This window comes from Streptomyces sp. NPDC001381 (assembly GCF_042895685.1).
Lineage (GTDB): Bacteria > Actinomycetota > Actinomycetes > Streptomycetales > Streptomycetaceae > Streptomyces.
Window position 1 is genome coordinate 146,053 of the sequence record NZ_JBIAWO010000011.1, and the last position, 15,322, is coordinate 161,374.

14 protein-coding genes and 1 pseudogene are annotated in these 15,322 nt (G+C 73.4%); 8 read left to right on the top strand and 7 right to left on the bottom strand.

The features are described 5' to 3' along the window. Positions 1 to 41: 41 nt before the first annotated feature. A complete protein-coding gene (locus ACFY2L_RS33600; RefSeq protein ID WP_390660747.1) occupies positions 42 to 779 on the top strand; it encodes a hypothetical protein in 738 nt (245 codons plus the stop codon). Positions 780 to 870: 91 nt separating this feature from the next. Here ACFY2L_RS33600 and ACFY2L_RS33605 read toward each other — a convergent pair whose 3' ends face one another. Continuing rightward, the gene (locus ACFY2L_RS33605; protein ID WP_390824233.1) at positions 871 to 3,087 is read right to left on the bottom strand and encodes a helix-hairpin-helix domain-containing protein; all 2,217 of its coding nucleotides are present in this window, start codon (positions 3,085 to 3,087) and stop codon (positions 871 to 873) included. Further along, on the bottom strand, positions 3,084 to 4,070 hold the full coding sequence (locus ACFY2L_RS33610; protein WP_390824234.1) for an aldo/keto reductase: 987 nt from the start codon (positions 4,068 to 4,070) through the stop codon (positions 3,084 to 3,086). The genes ACFY2L_RS33605 and ACFY2L_RS33610 overlap by 4 nt, the downstream gene beginning before the upstream one ends. Positions 4,071 to 4,295: 225 nt before the next feature. Between ACFY2L_RS33610 and ACFY2L_RS33615 the strand changes: the two genes are divergently transcribed. Further along, positions 4,296 to 5,351 (top strand): LLM class F420-dependent oxidoreductase, encoded by a 1,056-nt coding sequence (locus tag ACFY2L_RS33615; RefSeq protein WP_390660750.1) that lies wholly within the window; start codon positions 4,296 to 4,298, stop codon positions 5,349 to 5,351. A gap of 181 nt (positions 5,352 to 5,532) precedes the next feature. Then, complete coding sequence (locus ACFY2L_RS33620) at positions 5,533 to 6,321, top strand: ferritin-like domain-containing protein (RefSeq protein WP_390824235.1); 789 nt, start codon at positions 5,533 to 5,535, stop codon at positions 6,319 to 6,321. A 22-nt stretch (positions 6,322 to 6,343) separates the two neighbouring features. On the opposite strand, the gene corA is transcribed toward ACFY2L_RS33620, so the two are convergent. After that, on the bottom strand, positions 6,344 to 7,339 hold the full coding sequence (corA, locus tag ACFY2L_RS33625) for a magnesium/cobalt transporter CorA (RefSeq protein WP_390660936.1): 996 nt from the start codon (positions 7,337 to 7,339) through the stop codon (positions 6,344 to 6,346). A gap of 62 nt (positions 7,340 to 7,401) precedes the next feature. Between corA and ACFY2L_RS33630 the strand changes: the two genes are divergently transcribed. The 5 genes and pseudogenes from ACFY2L_RS33630 (at position 7,402) to ACFY2L_RS33650 (ending at position 12,039) form a co-directional block, all read left to right on the top strand. Continuing rightward, positions 7,402 to 8,088: a histidine phosphatase family protein gene (locus tag ACFY2L_RS33630; RefSeq protein WP_390824236.1), complete on the top strand. Its 687-nt coding sequence runs from the start codon at positions 7,402 to 7,404 to the stop codon at positions 8,086 to 8,088. Between the two features lie 87 nt (positions 8,089 to 8,175). Continuing rightward, the gene (locus ACFY2L_RS33635) at positions 8,176 to 8,766 is read left to right on the top strand and encodes a DUF3090 domain-containing protein (protein ID WP_390660753.1); all 591 of its coding nucleotides are present in this window, start codon (positions 8,176 to 8,178) and stop codon (positions 8,764 to 8,766) included. Beyond that, positions 8,730 to 9,563 carry an SCO1664 family protein gene (locus ACFY2L_RS33640; protein ID WP_390660754.1) on the top strand — a complete coding sequence of 278 codons (834 nt, stop codon included), beginning with the start codon at positions 8,730 to 8,732 and terminating at the stop codon, positions 9,561 to 9,563. Before ACFY2L_RS33635 ends, ACFY2L_RS33640 begins: the two co-directional genes overlap by 37 nt. A 102-nt stretch (positions 9,564 to 9,665) precedes the next feature. Then, positions 9,666 to 10,895 (top strand): cysteine--1-D-myo-inosityl 2-amino-2-deoxy-alpha-D-glucopyranoside ligase, encoded by a 1,230-nt coding sequence (mshC, locus tag ACFY2L_RS33645; RefSeq protein ID WP_390824237.1) that lies wholly within the window; start codon positions 9,666 to 9,668, stop codon positions 10,893 to 10,895. Positions 10,896 to 11,078: 183 nt separating this feature from the next. Then, a pseudogene (locus tag ACFY2L_RS33650) lies at positions 11,079 to 12,039 on the top strand (SMP-30/gluconolactonase/LRE family protein). A 47-nt stretch (positions 12,040 to 12,086) separates the two neighbouring features. On the opposite strand, the gene ACFY2L_RS33655 reads toward ACFY2L_RS33650, so the two are convergent. From ACFY2L_RS33655 to ACFY2L_RS33670, 4 genes are all read right to left on the bottom strand, one after another. After that, positions 12,087 to 13,022: a PAC2 family protein gene (locus tag ACFY2L_RS33655; protein WP_390660757.1), complete on the bottom strand. Its 936-nt coding sequence runs from the start codon at positions 13,020 to 13,022 to the stop codon at positions 12,087 to 12,089. 155 nt (positions 13,023 to 13,177) lie between these two features. Further along, on the bottom strand, positions 13,178 to 13,849 hold the full coding sequence (locus tag ACFY2L_RS33660; RefSeq protein ID WP_390660758.1) for a FadR/GntR family transcriptional regulator: 672 nt from the start codon (positions 13,847 to 13,849) through the stop codon (positions 13,178 to 13,180). A gap of 109 nt (positions 13,850 to 13,958) precedes the next feature. Beyond that, positions 13,959 to 14,720, bottom strand: a complete 762-nt coding sequence (locus ACFY2L_RS33665) for a nucleoside phosphorylase (RefSeq protein WP_390824238.1) — start codon at positions 14,718 to 14,720, stop codon at positions 13,959 to 13,961. A 34-nt stretch (positions 14,721 to 14,754) separates the two neighbouring features. Next, positions 14,755 to 15,294 (bottom strand): SMI1/KNR4 family protein, encoded by a 540-nt coding sequence (locus ACFY2L_RS33670; RefSeq protein ID WP_390824239.1) that lies wholly within the window; start codon positions 15,292 to 15,294, stop codon positions 14,755 to 14,757. Positions 15,295 to 15,322 lie beyond the last annotated feature (28 nt).

Sequence of the window (15,322 nt, forward strand, 5' to 3'; positions counted from 1 at the left end):
TATTGTGCGGGCTGGGGCCTCGTACGGATAGCGTCTGCACTATGTCTGATGCTGCGCAGCCCACAGCTGCCGAGGTACGCGCCGCCGCCGAGGCGGTCAAGACCGCGCTCGACCGCCATCTGGCGGCGGTCGAACGCAGGGCGGGGGAGGACGACCCGGCCGTCTACGAGGCGTTCAACGAGCTGGCCGCGGCCGCCGAGGTGTACGACGAACTGCTGTACGACCGCTATGACGAGGTCACGCCCTTCGAGATCCCCGGCGCGGAGGACTCCCTGCCGCCGTACACGGGCCCCGAGGAACCGAACGCGCTGAGCGTGCTGATCCGCCGGGACTACGCGGTCGCGGAGCCGCAGCGGCTGCTCGCGCAGGCGCAGCGGATCGAGGCCGCGGAAGACGAGGGCACGGAGGCCGCGGGCACCGTGCACGGGGCCCTGGGCATCCTGTTCGGCGAGTTCGAAGCCGACGAGATCGCCTCCCGGCACAAGGAGTTCGGCCTGGAGGAGGGCGACTCCACGCTGTGGGTGCTGGCCGCCGACGAGCCGGCCGAACCGGGCGAGTGGCTGGAGACCCCCTTCGAGCAGGCCGACCCGCAGCGGGTGGTCTGCCGGTTCGACGTGAGCGCGGTGTTCGACGACCTCGAGGACGACGACGAGGACGACAGCGGCGACGACGAGGACGGCGACGACGAGGACCTCGTGGCCGACCCCGACGACGTGGACGACGTCGAGGACGAGGACCTGGACGGGGATCTGGAGCCGCTGGACGCGGACCGGCGCTAGCCGGAAGCGGCCGGAAGCGGTACGACACGCGGGCGGCGGCCGGGAAGGGGAAGCCCTTCACGGCCGCCGCCCGCGTGCACCCGGGGCCGGGTCAGCCGGCCGCCGGCACCTGGGTGCGCAGCAGTACCGGCAGCCGGGTCGTGCGGGGCTTCGGCGCCACCTCGGCGACGGCCCTCGGCAGCGCCTGCTCGACGCCGTGCACCACGGACAGATGGCGCTCCGCGCGGCTGAACGCCGTGTACACCCACGGACGGGACAGGGCCTGCGCGGCATCCCCGGGCAGCACCACGACCGCCGCGGGCCAGCGGCTGCCCGCGGCCTGGTGCGCGGTCAGCGCCCAGCCGTGCCGCACGGTCTGCTCCACCCGCTCCCTCGGTACGACGACGGGGGCGCCCGAGCAGGACAGGTGCAGCCCGTCCGCGTCCGCCTTCTCCACCCGGCCCAGCTCCACCTGTCCCGGCACCGGGGAGTGGGCGACCACGTCGCCCGGGTCGAAGCCGCCGAAGCGGCCCGGGCCGGGGTTGAGCCGCTCCTTCAGCCCGGCGTTGAGCGCGCGGGTACCGGCCGGGCCGCCATGGCCCGGGGTGATCACCACCGTCTCCCCGGGCGCGAGGCCGAAGGCCCGCGGCACCGACTCGAAGACCAGCTGCATGGTCCGGTGCACGGCCTCGGCCGCGTCCCGCACCGGCACGATCACCAGCTCCTTGCCGGGTGCCTCGACCTGGTTGAGCTCGCCGACGCCGATCCCGGAGAGGAGTTCGCCGAGCGGCCCGGGGTCGGGCGTGCGCGAGGCGACCTGCGGGCACACCCGGGCCGCGAGCAGATCGGCGAAGACCCGGCCGGGACCGGCCGACCACAGCTCCGCCGGATCCCCGCCGAGCACCAGCCGGGCACCGTCCGGCAGCGACTCCACCAGCATCGCGGCGCGCTCCACGTCGAGTCGCGGCGCGTCCGGCAGGACCAGCAGGTCCAGGGCGAACGCCCCGTCGGCGTCCCGGCCGGGACCCTCGGTGCCCGACAGCAGACCCGACACGGTGACGGCGGCGTCCTCCGCCCCGCCCAGCAGCGCGCCGAACGCGCGACGGCCGATCCGGGTGTGGCAGGCCGCGACCGCCCGCAGCCCCAGGGCGCGGGCCGCGGTGAGCAGCGCGGCCGGTTCGGCGCGGGCGGCCTCGCCGCCGGTGTGCAGCACCAGGCCGTGACCGGCGACGGCCCGGATCAGCTCGGCCGCGCTGCCGGACGCCGAGGCCGCGGCCGACTCCCACTCGGTCTCCGCGGGCGCCTCCTTGGTCAGGGAGTTCACGATCCGGGCCAGGCCGTCGGCGAGGCTCTCCTCCGCGAGCGCGTACCGTTCGAGGCCGACCAGGACGCGGACCGGGCGGTCCTCCTCCTCGTCGCCCTCCTCCGCGTCGGTTCTCCCCGCGGCGGCGCCGGGCTCCTCCAGGGCGTCCTGGAAGGCGAGCGCGTCCCCCTCGGAGAGGGCGCTCTGCACGGCCGCGTCGGCGTCCGGCACGGCCTGCCGGCCGAGCGCGGCGGTGAGCGTCGGCAGCTCCAGGGCGGTGTGGCCGGCCAGGGCGGCCTGTTCCAGGAGCCAGACCGTCATCGCGCGGCCCCGCCGCTCGTCGCCGGGGGCGCACTCGGGGCCGAGCAGCGCCCGCGCGAAGCCGTCGGCCTGCTCGGGCCGTACACCGGTGACGCGCAGCAGCTGCCAGGGGTCCTCACGCAGCAGCTCCTGTGCTCCGTCGCCCAGCGACGCGGCGACCTGCGGCGCGAGCGCCTCGGGGGCACCGCCGTCGCTCAGCACCCGGCGCACGGCCTCCACGGTGTCCGGGGCGGGCGGCGGGGGAGCGGCGGTGACCTCGGCGGCCACGGGCTGCGGTGGCCGTACGGGCTGTGGGGTGGCGGGGCGGCGCGGGGGTCCCGGTTCGCTGAGGACGGTCGCCGGGGGCCTGGCCCCGCTCTCCACCGCCCGCACCGCCGCGAGCAGGTCGGCGGCCTTGCCGCTGAGCTTGGTCCCGCTGTCGATGGGCTTCGCCTTCTCGGCCTTGCGCCGCTCGATCCGCTCCCTCTCCAGCTTCTGCGCGGCGAGCTCGGCCTCGGCCTCGGAGAGCCGCGCGGCGGCCTCGCCCTCGGCGAGCGGGGCGGTGGCCTCGCCCTCGGGGAGCGGGGCGGCCCCGCCCTCGGCCGGCTGCGGCGCGGGAGTCTCCTCGGCGGCGCCTTCGGCCGCGTCCAGGCCGCCGCCGTCACCGTCCGGGGTCTCCGGCCCGGTGTTCTCGGTGCTTTCCGAGGGGTCCGGCTCCGTGCTCACAGCGTGCTCCAGTCGTGATCGGGATAGCGGTGCACGGGCGCCGACACGTCGTCGAGCGCCCGGCAGATCTCGTCAGGAAGACTAAGGGCCTCCACTGACAGTGCCGCCGTGAGCTGCTGCGCGGTGCGCGCGCCGACCACCGGCGCGGCCACCCCGGGGCGGTCGCGGACCCAGGCGAGGGCGACCTGGAGCGGGGTCACGGCGAGTCCGTCCGCCGCGGTCGTCACGGCGTCGACGATGCGGCTCGCGGTGTCGTCCAGATAGGGCTCGACGAACGGCGCGAAGTGGTCCGAGGCGCCGCGCGAGTCGGGCGGCAGGGCGTCGCCCCGGTACTTGCCGGTGAGCACGCCCCGGCCGAGCGGCGAGGACGGCAGCAGGCCGATGCCCAGGTCCAGCGCGGCCGGCAGCACCTCGCGCTCCACGCCGCGCTGCAGCAGCGAGTACTCCATCTGCGTACTGGCCAGCCGGGTGCGGGTGCCCGGCGCGGCGAGCTGCCAGGTGCCGGCCTTGGCGAGCTGCCAGCCGCAGAAGTTGGAGACACCGGCGTAGCGGGCGCGGCCGCTGGCGACAGCTATGTCGAGGGCCTGGAGGGTCTCCTCCAGCGGGGTGTCCGGGTCGAAGGCGTGGACGTGCCACACGTCGACGTGGTCGGTGCCGAGGCGGGCGAGAGAGGCGTCGAGGGCGGCCAGCAGATGGCCCCGGGAGCCGTCGAAACGGCGGTCGGGGTCGGGCACGCTGCCCGCCTTCGTGGAGATGATCAGGTCGCGGCGCGGCACCAGGCCTTCCATGAGCCGTCCCAGCAGGTACTCGGCCTCCCCGTCGCCGTACACGTCGGCCGTGTCGACGAGGGTGCCGCCCGCCTCCCAGAACGTCTTCAAGAGGTCCGCGGCGTCGTGCTCGTCGGTGTCACGCCCCCAGGTCAGGGTGCCGAGCCCGATGCGGGACACACGCAGGCCGGTGCGGCCGAGATGCCTCTGCTCCATGAACGCCGAGATTACTGGCCAGAACTGGGCCGTGGGTTGCCTGTGGACAACGGAATCTCCGCGCGTCACCCCCAGGTCGGGGCCACCCCGGGTCCCGTGGCCGCGCGGGCCGAGCGGCCGGCACCGGGACACGCGACCCTCACCACACCGCCCTCCCCGCCCCCCGGCCCCCCGCGCTAAGGTCGGCACGACAGCGTCGTTACTGATCAGTAAGGGGAATCGGCCATGCAGCTCGGGATCAACCTCGGCTACTGGGGTGCCGGAATGGACGGGGACAACCTGGCCGTGGCCCAGGAGGCCGACCGGCTCGGGTACGCCGTCTGCTGGGCCGCCGAGGCCTACGGATCGGACGCCGCCACCGTGCTCACCTGGGTCGCCGCGCAGACCGAGCGGATCGACGTCGGTTCGGCGATCTTCCAGATCCCGGCGCGTCAGCCCGCGATGACCGCGATGACCGCCGCCACGCTCGACTCCCTGTCCGGCGGCCGCTTCCGCCTCGGCCTCGGCGTCTCCGGGCCGCAGGTCTCCGAGGGCTGGTACGGCGTCAAGTTCGACAAGCCGCTGTCCCGCACCCGCGAGTACGTCGAGATCGTGCGCAAGGCGATGACCCGGGAACGGCTGTCGTACGACGGCGAGCACTGGACGCTGCCGCTGCCGGACGGCCCCGGCAAGCCGATCAAGCTCACCGTGCACCCGCAGCGCGAGCACATCCCGCTCTACATCGCCGCGATCGGCCCGAAGAACCTGGAGCAGACCGGCGAGATCGCCGACGGCGCGCTGCTCATCTTCCCCTCCGCCGACCACCTCGAGGACACCGCGATCAAGCACCTGCGGGCCGGGCGCGAGAAGGCCGGGCTGACCATGGACGGCTTCGACGTCTGTCCGACGCTGCCCCTCGCCCTCGGCGACGACAAGGACGTCGAGCGCCTCGCCGACACCTTCCGCCCCTACACCGCCCTGTACGTCGGCGGCATGGGCAGCCGCAAGCAGAACTTCTACAACCAGCTCGCCCGGCGCATGGGCTACGACGAGGCGGCGACGGAGATCCAGGACAAGTACCTGGCCGGCGACAAGCAGGGCGCCGCGGCCGCCGTACCGCACGAGCTGATCGACCGGACCACGCTGCTGGGCTCGGTGGAGCGGATCGCCGACCGGATGAAGGCCTACGCCGCCGCCGGCGTCACCACCCTCACCCTCGCCCCCGCGGGCTTCACCCTGGACGAGCGCCTCGCCTCGCTGCGGGCCGGCGTACAGGCGATGGAACGCGCCGGGCTGGCGTAGGGAGGAAGTTCAGCGGCCGTGGTGGGGGCTCGGGGGTCTTCCCCGCCACGGCCGTCACGGAGAACAACGCGCCGGGGCGCGCCCGGTTACGCCCTCGTCGAGACCCCGGCCGTCATCCTTTCGGCCGAGCCCCCGGACACAGCTGTTGCGGGCTCCGTTCCGCCGCTCTTGACTGATGTGCATGCTTTCCGCCAAGAGCCTGTTCCAGGAGATCATCGACAACGACGAGTCCTTCGCGCTCTTCTGCTCCATCGCCGCCGGCGGGGAGTCGCAGGGCGGCTGGGAGAACGCCCGCATCGCCGCGCTCGTCCCGGCGGACCAGCGCGACCTCGCCCCCAAGATCACCCGGCACGGAGCCGACGAGGACAAGCACGGGCGCATCTTCGACGCCCTCATGAAGAAGCGCGGCCTCCGGCCCGTCCCCGTGCCGCCGGACACCGACTACACGATGCTCCTGGAGCGCCACGGCATCGGCCTCGCCCACGACAGGCTCAGGGCCGACCGGCCGCTGACCGTCCAGGACATCGTCATCTACCTCGCCCACAGCCGGGTCACCGAGCAGCGGGCCTCCGAACAGATGGAACTGCTGCGCCGGCACTTCGCCGACCACCCCGACATCGGCCGCGCGGTCAGGATGATCTCGCACGACGAGGACAACCACCTCGCCTACTGCCACGAGGAACTGCTGCGCCTCGCCTACGCCGGGCACGGCCGCGCCATCCAGCGGACGCTGCGCGCGTGCGCGCTCGCCGAGATCCGCGTCCACCGCGACGTCAGCCTCGCCGTCATGGCCCACATGGGCCGCATCCTCGGCTGGCCGAAGGCCAAGTCCGCCGTCCTCGCGGCCGGCATCCACGCCGTGTACGCCTGGGAGCGGTTCGCCGGCTGGCGGCGGATGGTCTCCCTGGAGATGCCCGAACGCCGCGACGCCCTGGGCGGCCCGCCCGTGACGGCGCCCGAGTTCGCCTGAGCCCCGCCGCGGCCGCCCACGCCTACATCCAGCCCCGCCGCTTGAACAGCCGGTACAGCAGCACCTCCAGGACCGCCATCACCAGGACCACCGCCGGATACGACCACAGCCAGTGCAGCTCCGGCATGTGGTCGAAGTTCATCCCGTAGATCCCCGCGATCATCGTGGGGACCGCGGCCATCGCCGCCCACGCGGAGATCTTCCGCATGTCGTCGTTCTGCCGGACGCTCATCTGCGCGAGGTGCGCGGAGAGGATGTCGGACACCAGCCGGTCCAGGCCCTCCACGGACTCGTTCACCCGCATCAGATGGTCGCTGACGTCCCGGAAGAAGGGCCGCGCCCGGTCGTCCACGAAGGGCAGTCCCGCGCCGAGGGCGCCCGTGTCCGCCAGCCGGTTCACCGGCGGCCCCAGCGGACCGGTGGCCCGCCGGAACTCCAGGACCTGCCGCTTGAAGGTGTAGATCCGCGACGCGGTGTGCCGCGAACCGCCGCCGTCCGGCGAGAACACCTCCGCCTCCAGCTCCTCCAGATCGGTCCCCAGCTCGGTCGCCACGTCCAGATAGTGGTCGACGGTGGCGTCGGCGATCGCGTACAGCACCGCCGTGGGCCCCTTCGCGAGCATCTCCGGCTCGTCCTCCAGCCGGCGCCGCACCGCGGCCAGCGGCGAGCCCTCGCCGTGCCGGACGGTCACCACGAACGAGTCCCCGAGGAACACCATCACCTCGCCGGAGGAGACGGTGTCGCTCTCGGGCTCGTACACGACCGGTTTGAACACCAGGAACAGCGAGTCCTCGTACACCTCCAGCTTGGGCCGCTGATGGGCCTTGAGGGCGTCCTCCACGGCCAGCGGGTGCAGGCCGAACTCCCGGGTGACGCGGTCGAACTCCTTCTCGGTGGGCTCGTACAGCCCGATCCACACGAAGCCGCCCGCGGCACGCGCCTCGTCCAGGGCGTCCGACAGGTCCTGCGGCCCGTCCGTACGGTGTCCGTCACGGTAGACCGCGCAGTCGACGATCACGGAGCGCATTCCTCCTTCAGGGGCTCCCCGGCGTACCCACGCGTACGCCTACGCTGGTCCGCATGCCCACGCTGATCCTCGTCCGGCACGGACGTTCGACCGCCAACACCTCCGGAGTGCTCGCCGGCTGGACGCCCGGCGTCGCCCTCGACGAGCGCGGGGCCGCGCAGGCCGCCGCGCTGCCCGGCAGGCTGGAGGGACTGCCGATCGCCGAGGTCGTCGCGAGCCCTCTGCAGCGCTGCCAGGAGACCGTCCAGCCGCTCCTGGCAGCCCGCCCCGGCCTGCCCGTCCACACCGACGAGCGGATCGGGGAGGCCCACTACGGCGACTGGTCCGGCCGCAAGCTCGCCGAGCTGAAGGACGAACCCCTGATGGAGGTCGTGCAGGCGCACCCGTCCTCCGCCGCGTTCCCGGGCGGCGAGTCCATGCGGGCCATGCAGACCCGCGCCGCCGAGGCCGTGCGCGAGTGGAACGCGCGCGTGGAGCGCGACCACGGCGCCGACGCCGTCTATCTGATGTGCTCGCACGGCGACATCATCAAGTCGCTCGTGGCGGACGCGCTCGGGCTCCATCTCGACCTCTTCCAGCGGATCTCTGTCGAACCGTGTTCCATCACCGCGATCCGTTACACCCGGCTGCGGCCCTTTCTCGTGCGGCTCGGCGACACCGGCGACTTCGCCTCGCTGGCGCCGCGCGAGGAACCCCCGACCGGCGACGCGACGGTCGGAGGCGGCGCGGGCGCACCGTGATCGTCGGCCGCAGTAGGGTGAAGCGGTCCACACACGCGCGTACACGCATGGACGTTCCCGAACCCACGACTCCCATGGAGACAGGACGTGTCCCGTCAGGTGTTCCTCTACGACCCACCGGACCGCTTCGTGGCCGGTACGGTCGGACTGCCCGGGCGCCGTACCTTCTTCCTCCAGGCCACCGCCGGCTCCCGAGTGACCAGTGTGGCCCTGGAGAAGACCCAGGTCGCCGCGCTCGCCGAGCGCATGGACGAACTGCTGGACGAGGTCGTACGCCGTAGCGGCGGCAACGCGGCCGTGCCCGCCGTGGCGCCCGCCGACAACTCCGACACGGCCCCTCTCGAGACCCCCGTCGAGGAGGAGTTCCGGGTCGGCACCATGGCCCTCGCCTGGGACGGCGAGGAGCAGCGCATGATCGTCGAGGCGCAGGCCCTCGTGGAGTTGGAGGCGGACTCCGAGGAGGACCTCGCCGAGGCCGAGGAACGGCTGCTCCAGGACGAGGAGAACGGGCCCCCGATGCTGCGGGTCCGGCTCACCGGCGCGCAGGCGAGAGCCTTCGCCAAGCGCGCCCTCGACGTCGTCAACGCCGGCCGGCCGCCGTGCCCGCTGTGCAGTCTGCCGCTCGACCCGGAAGGACACGTATGTCCGCGCCAGAACGGATACCGCCGCGGGGCGTGACGACCACCGACCCGGCCTCCGCCGAGCTCCTCGCCCACGGCGAGCTGACCGTCCAGGGCCGCATCCGCGAGGCCTCCAACGCGGCCCTGTACTGCACCGTCGTCCACGAGGGCCGCGAGGCCACCTGCGTCTACAAGCCCGTCGCGGGGGAGAGACCCCTGTGGGACTTCCCCGACGGCACCCTCGCCCAGCGTGAGGTCGCCGCCTACGAGGTCTCCGAGGCGACCGGCTGGGGGCTCGTCCCGCCCACCGTGCTGCGCGACGGACCGTACGGCGAGGGCATGTGCCAGCTGTGGATCGAGGCGACGGCCGAGACCGGACTCCTGGCGCTCGTCGACGCCGAGGAGCCGGAGCCCGGCTGGAAGGCGATCGGGTTCGCCGAGGTCGGGGAGGGGCGGACCGCGCTGCTGGTGCACGCCGACGACGAGCGGCTGCGGCGGCTCGCCGTCCTCGACGCGGTGATCAACAACGCCGACCGCAAGGGCGGCCATCTGCTGCCCACCGCCGACGGCCGCCTCTACGGCATCGACCACGGCGTGACCTTCAACACCGAGAACAAACTGCGCACCCTCCTGTGGGGCTGGGCGGGGGAGCCCCTGACCGCCGAGGCCGTCGACGTCCTCAAGGGCCTCAGGGCCGCCCTGGAGCCCTCCGGGCCGCTCACGGGCACCCTGGCCGCCCTCGTCACGCCCGCCGAGCTCGACGCCACCCGCGCGCGTGTCGACGCGCTCCTGGAGTCCGGGAAGCACCCCGAGCCCGGCGGCGAGTGGCCGGCCATCCCCTGGCCACCGGTGTGACAGCCCGCAAGCACACCGGACGGAATCGCACAAGAGCGCCTTCCCGGTCATCCGGCCTGCTCCGGTTCGTATGCGCAACTTCCGTCCGGTTAGGCTCATGACATGCATGCCTGGCCCGCTTCCGAGGTCCCCGCCCTGCCTGGTCAGGGCCGCGACCTGAGGATCCACGACACCGCGACCGGTGGCTTGGTCACCCTTGAACCCGGTCCCGTCGCCCGTCTCTACGTCTGCGGCATCACCCCGTACGACGCGACCCACATGGGTCACGCGGCGACCTACAACGCGTTCGACCTCGTCCAGCGCGTGTGGCTCGACACCAAGCGGCAGGTTCACTACGTCCAGAACGTCACCGACGTCGACGACCCGCTCCTGGAGCGCGCCGACCGCGACGGCGTCGACTGGGTCGCCCTCGCCGAGAAGGAGACGGCCCTCTTCCGCGAGGACATGACCGCCCTGCGGATGCTCCCGCCCCAGCACTACATAGGCGCCGTCGAGGCGATACCCGGCATCGTCCCGCTCGTGGAACGACTGCGGGACGCGGGCGCCGCGTACGAGCTCGAGGGCGACACCTACTTCTCCGTCGAGTCCGACCCGAACTTCGGCAAGGTCTCCCGCCTCGACGCCGCCGCCATGCGCCTGCTGTCCGCCGAGCGCGGCGGCGACCCGGACCGCCCCGGCAAGAAGAACCCCCTCGACCCGATCCTGTGGCTGGCGGCCCGCGAGGGCGAGCCCAGCTGGGACGGCGGCACGCTGGGCCGGGGCAGGCCCGGCTGGCACATCGAGTGCGTCGCCATCGCCTTGGACCACCTCGGCATGGGCTTCGACGTCCAGGGCGGCGGCTCCGACCTGGCCTTCCCGCACCACGAGATGGGCGCCTCGCACGCCCAGGTGCTCACCGGCGAGTTCCCCATGGCCAAGGCGTACGTCCACGCCGGCATGGTCGCCCTGGACGGCGAGAAGATGTCCAAGTCCAAGGGCAACCTCGTCTTCGTCTCCGGGCTGCGCCGGGACGGCGTCGACCCCGCCGCCATCCGGCTCACCCTGCTCGCCCACCACTACCGGGCCGACTGGGAGTGGACCGACCAGGTTCTCGTGGACGCCGTGGCCCGGCTCGGCCGCTGGCGCGCGGCCGTCTCCCGGCCCGACGGGCCGCCCGCCGAGGCCCTGGTGGAGGAGATCCGCGAAGCCCTCGCGAACGACCTCGACGCCCCGGCCGCGCTGGCCGCCGTCGACCGCTGGGCCGCCCTCCAGCAGGAACAGGGCGGCACCGACATCAGTGCGCCCGGCGTCGTCTCCCGGGCCGTGGACGCCCTGCTGGGTGTCGCGCTGTGACCCGCTGATCCAGTGAGCGAGGGGCTCGTCCCGCCCGGCGCGGGACGGGCCCCTCCCTCACTGTCGAGGTGCTGTCGACCTGCTGCCGGCACCTGTGACCACAGCGGTGTCCGTGGTGAAGTGGGCCTCGGCCGATCCCGTCGGACCGGCCGGCCGCCGGTCCCCTCCGCGGAAGGACGTCCCGTGGCACCCACACACGGTTCCTTCGCACATCCCCTCGCCCGCCGCCGGCTGCTCGCGCTCGGCGCCGCGACCCTGGGCGCCGCCTCCCTCGGCCCGCCCGCCCACGCCGCCGCTGCCTGGCCCGACGTGATTCCCCTGCCCGACGGCTTCCGCCCCGAGGGCATCGCCGTCGGACGCGGCCCGACGCCTCCTCGGCTCGCTCGGTGACGGCTCGATCTACCGCGCCGACCTGCGCACCGGCGAGGGCGGCATCGTCTCCACCGGCCCCGGCACCCCCTCCGTCGGCCTCGAACTCGACGACCGCGGACGGCTGTTCGTCGCCGGACGCGACACCGGCGCCCGCGTCGTGGACGTGCGCAGTGGCGAGATCCTCGCCTCCTACCGACTCGCCACCGCCACGCCGACGTTCACCAACGACGTGTGTCTCACCCCGCGCGCGGCCTGGTTCACGGACTCCTACCGGCCCACGCTGTACGCCCTGCCACTCGGGCGGCGCGGTGAACTCCCGGGCGCCGCGGACGTAGTACGCCTCCCGCTGAGCGGCGACTGGACCCAGACCGACGACGGATCCGTGAACGCCAACGGCATCACCCGCACCCCCGACGGCTCGGCGCTGCTCGTCGTCCAGAGCGGGGCCGGGGGACTGCACCGCGTCGACCCGCGCACCGGCGTCACCACCCTGGCCGACCTCGGCGACGCCGCTCCCCTCACCAACGGCGACGGGCTGCTGCTGACCGGGCGGACCTTGTACGTCGTACAGAACCGGCAGAACGCCGTCGACGTGTTCACCCTGGCCGCCGACGGCCGCAGCGGGGTGTTCGAGCGCCGCATCACCGACGCGGACTTCGACGTGCCGACCACGGTCGCCGCCCACGGCAACCGGCTCTACCTGCCCAACGCCCGCTTCACGACGACCCCCACCCCGCAGACGGCGTACACGGTGGTCGCCGTCCCGGCATGACGGAAAGGGCGGTGCGCCCCGAGCGCACCGCCCTTTCCCCTCCACGCTCACTCCTCCGACGAATCCTCGTCGTCGGAGGCGTCCCCGCTCGGCTTCGGCGGCTTCGGCGGCCGCGTCCGCTCCCCGGGGTCCGGCGGGCCGCCGCCGTCCCGTCGGCGCAGATAGCGCTCGAACTCGCGGGCGATGGCCTCGCCGGACGCCTCGGGCAGCTCGGCGGTGTCACGGGCCTCCTCCAGCGTCTGCACGTACTCCGCGACCTCGCTGTCCTCCGCCGCCAGCTGGTCCACGCCCACCTGCCACGCGCGCGCGTCCTCGGGCAGCTCGCCCAGCGGGATGCGCACGTCGATCAGGTCCTCGAGCCGGTTGAGCAGCGCCAGCGTCGCCTTCGGGTTCGGCGGCTGCGACACGTAGTGCGGCACGGCCGCCCACAGGGACACCGCCGGGACGCCCGCGTGCGTGCACGCCTCCTGCAGGACGCCGACGATGCCCGTCGGACCCTCGTACTTGGTCTCCTCCAGGTCCATCCGCTGCGCCAGATCCGTGTCGGACGTCGTCCCGCTGATCGGGACCGGACGGGTGTGCGGGGTGTCACCGAGCAGGGCGCCCAGGATGACCACCAGCTCCACACCCAGTTCGTGCGCGAAGGCGAGCAGTTCGTTGCAGAACGAGCGCCAGCGCATGGACGGTTCGATACCGCGCACGAGCACCAGGTCCCGCGGCTTGTCGCCGCCGACCCGCACGACCGACAACCTTGTCGTGGGCCAGGTGATCTTGCGTACGCCGCCGTCCATGAACACCGTCGGCCGGTTCACCTGGAAGTCGTAGTAGTCCTCGGCGTCCAGCGCCGCGAACACCTCGCCCTTCCACTCCCGCTCCAGATGCGCGACCGCGGTGGAGGCGGCGTCGCCGGCGTCGTTCCAGCCCTCGAACGCGGCCACCATGACCGGGTCGATCAGCTCGGGAACCCCCTCGAGCTCGATCACCCAGCGCCTCCTTCCGACGTGCCCTCGCTTGACCACCCAACCTTACGGCGTTCCGCGGGGGCGCCCGCAGCCCCCTTGCACGGGGGAGTGAACGGATCACTGCCCCGTTCACCACCCTTGAACACCCCGCGCCGGACCCCTCTCGGGCCCGCCCGTCAGAGCGTGGACCGCAGCCACTGCTCCACGCTCGCGATGTGCACCGTCGCCCAGGAACGCGCCGCCTCCGCGTCCCGGTCGCGCAGCGCCGCCAGGATCGCGCGGTGCTCGCGCAGGGTGCCGGCGACCGCGTCCTCCTGGGTCAGCCCGCGCCAGATCCGGGCCCGGGTGGTGGGCCCGGACAGACCGTCCAGCAGCGAGCACAGCACCGAGTTGCCGGCGCTCTGCACGATCCCCCGGTGGAACTCCAGGTCCGAGGCGACGAGTTCCTCCACCGACGGCGCATCGCCGAGCTTGTCCAACCGGGCTTGCAGCGCGTCCAGTTGCTGCTCGCTGATCCGCAGGGCGGCCATCGCGGTCGCGGCCGGCTCCAGGATGCGGCGCACGGCCAGGAACTCCAGGACCGTGTCGTCCCGGTGGAAGTCCACGACGAAGGACATCGCCTCGAGCAGCAGTTGGGGGTCGAGACTGGTCACATACGTGCCGTCGCCCTGGCGCACGTCCAGGATCCGGATCAGCGACAGCGCGCGCACCGCCTCCCGCAGCGAGTTGCGGGACAGGCCCAGCTCGGCCGCCAGTTCGCTCTCCTTGGGGAGCCGGTCGCCGGGGCGCAGCGCACCCGAGACGATCATGCCCTTGATCTTCTCGATCGCCTCGTCGGTGACTGCCATGACCGGCCTCCCTGTCGCTTCCTGACCATCCGCTCAGACATCGGATGTCTCAGTCCATTATGAGGGGCGGCCGGGGCACCGGGGAGTGATCGGACGACCGCCCCGACGCTCACGCCCCCTCCCCCTGCGCCAGCATGCGCAGCGCCTCCAGGGCCACGACCGCGCCCCGCGCGACACCGGCCGCGACGACCTCGCGGTGCGGGTCGTAGCCGCCCGTGGACAGCGGTGACCCCTCGGCGGCCGTCCCGTCGGCGCTCACCCCGTCGACGACCAGGACACCACCGGCCACCAGTCCGCGCACGGAGGCCGTGACCAGCAACGCCGACAGCTCCATCTCGATCGCCGCGAGCCCGGCACCGCCGTACGAGAAGAGGGGGAACAAACCCGGCCGGAAGGCCGCCCGGGTCCAGACGACGCCCCGGTGGTGCGGGGCGCCGGCCTCACGGGCGGCCCGCTGCAGGGCGAACACCGCCTCCGGAGCGCAGACCGCCGGATACTCCGGGGGCAGCAACTGAGAGGTGACACCGTCGTCACGGACGGCCGCCTCCGCGATGACCAGGTCGCCGTCGCCGATCCCCGGCTTCATCGAGCCCGCCGTACCCAGCCGCAGGAAGGTGCGCACCCCCGCGTCCGCCAGCTCCTGGAACAGCAGGACCGCGCCCGGAGCACCCACCCCGTGCGAGGCGACGACGACCGGCACGCCCCGCCGGCTCCCGCGGAACACCCGGTACTCGCGGTGGTACGACACTTCCTCGGCGCCGTCGAGCAGCCCGGCCACCGCGGCGGCACGCGCCGGATCGCCGACGACCACGGCATGCGCCGGCAGCCCGGTGCGCGGGACCCGGGTGACGGGCAGGACGTCCTGCGTCATGAACGTGCTCCCGAGGGACGGAGGGTGCGCGGAGTCACGCCGCGTCGAACCACTCCTTCCCGCCCGCCCAGTGCGCCACCCAGCCGGCGAATCCGGGCGCGGCCGTCGTGTGACCGAACTCCGCACCGAAGGGCATGGCGCCGACATCGGTGATGTGCCAGATGTGCCCACGATGCGGGCCCGTGACGACGAGATGCCAGTCCATGCCGCAGCCGTCCGTGCCGAGCGCGACCGACCCGTGCTCACCCACCTGGTCGATGACGGCCTCGGGGTCCTCGTACGGCCCGTCGTCCTCCTCCCACAGCCACGCCCGCGTGAGCGGGAAGGGCTTGGCCGGATCCTGCTGCGCGGCGCCCTCGGCCAGCCCCACCAGCCCGTACGCGGGCGGCCCCTGGAGCGACCCGTCGGAGATCTCCGCCACGAACGTCCGGTACGGCTCGGGCAGCACCACCCCGTGCTCCTTCTCGAAGGCGTGCACCGCCTCCCAGCCGAGCGCCGACGCGCCGCCGTCGTCCACGGTGAAGGCCTCGCGGAGGGCGGCCAGCTCGGCGGGATCGGCCTGATCGATGTTCATGCCCCCATGAAAACACCCGCCACCGACA

Excerpts from the sequence above, each read along its gene's own strand:
- ACFY2L_RS33600 (WP_390660747.1), top strand. The coding sequence starts at position 42 with ATGTCTGATGCTGCGCAGCCCACAGCTGCCGAGGTACGCGCCGCCGCC.
- ACFY2L_RS33610 (WP_390824234.1), bottom strand. The coding sequence starts at position 4,070 with ATGGAGCAGAGGCATCTCGGCCGCACCGGCCTGCGTGTGTCCCGCATC.
- ACFY2L_RS33615 (WP_390660750.1), top strand. The coding sequence starts at position 4,296 with ATGCAGCTCGGGATCAACCTCGGCTACTGGGGTGCCGGAATGGACGGG.
- ACFY2L_RS33620 (WP_390824235.1), top strand. The coding sequence starts at position 5,533 with ATGCTTTCCGCCAAGAGCCTGTTCCAGGAGATCATCGACAACGACGAG.
- ACFY2L_RS33630 (WP_390824236.1), top strand. The coding sequence starts at position 7,402 with ATGCCCACGCTGATCCTCGTCCGGCACGGACGTTCGACCGCCAACACC.
- ACFY2L_RS33640 (WP_390660754.1), top strand. The coding sequence starts at position 8,730 with ATGTCCGCGCCAGAACGGATACCGCCGCGGGGCGTGACGACCACCGAC.
- mshC (WP_390824237.1), top strand. The coding sequence starts at position 9,666 with ATGCATGCCTGGCCCGCTTCCGAGGTCCCCGCCCTGCCTGGTCAGGGC.
- ACFY2L_RS33660 (WP_390660758.1), bottom strand. The coding sequence starts at position 13,849 with ATGGCAGTCACCGACGAGGCGATCGAGAAGATCAAGGGCATGATCGTC.
- ACFY2L_RS33665 (WP_390824238.1), bottom strand. The coding sequence starts at position 14,720 with ATGACGCAGGACGTCCTGCCCGTCACCCGGGTCCCGCGCACCGGGCTG.
- ACFY2L_RS33670 (WP_390824239.1), bottom strand. The coding sequence starts at position 15,294 with ATGAACATCGATCAGGCCGATCCCGCCGAGCTGGCCGCCCTCCGCGAG.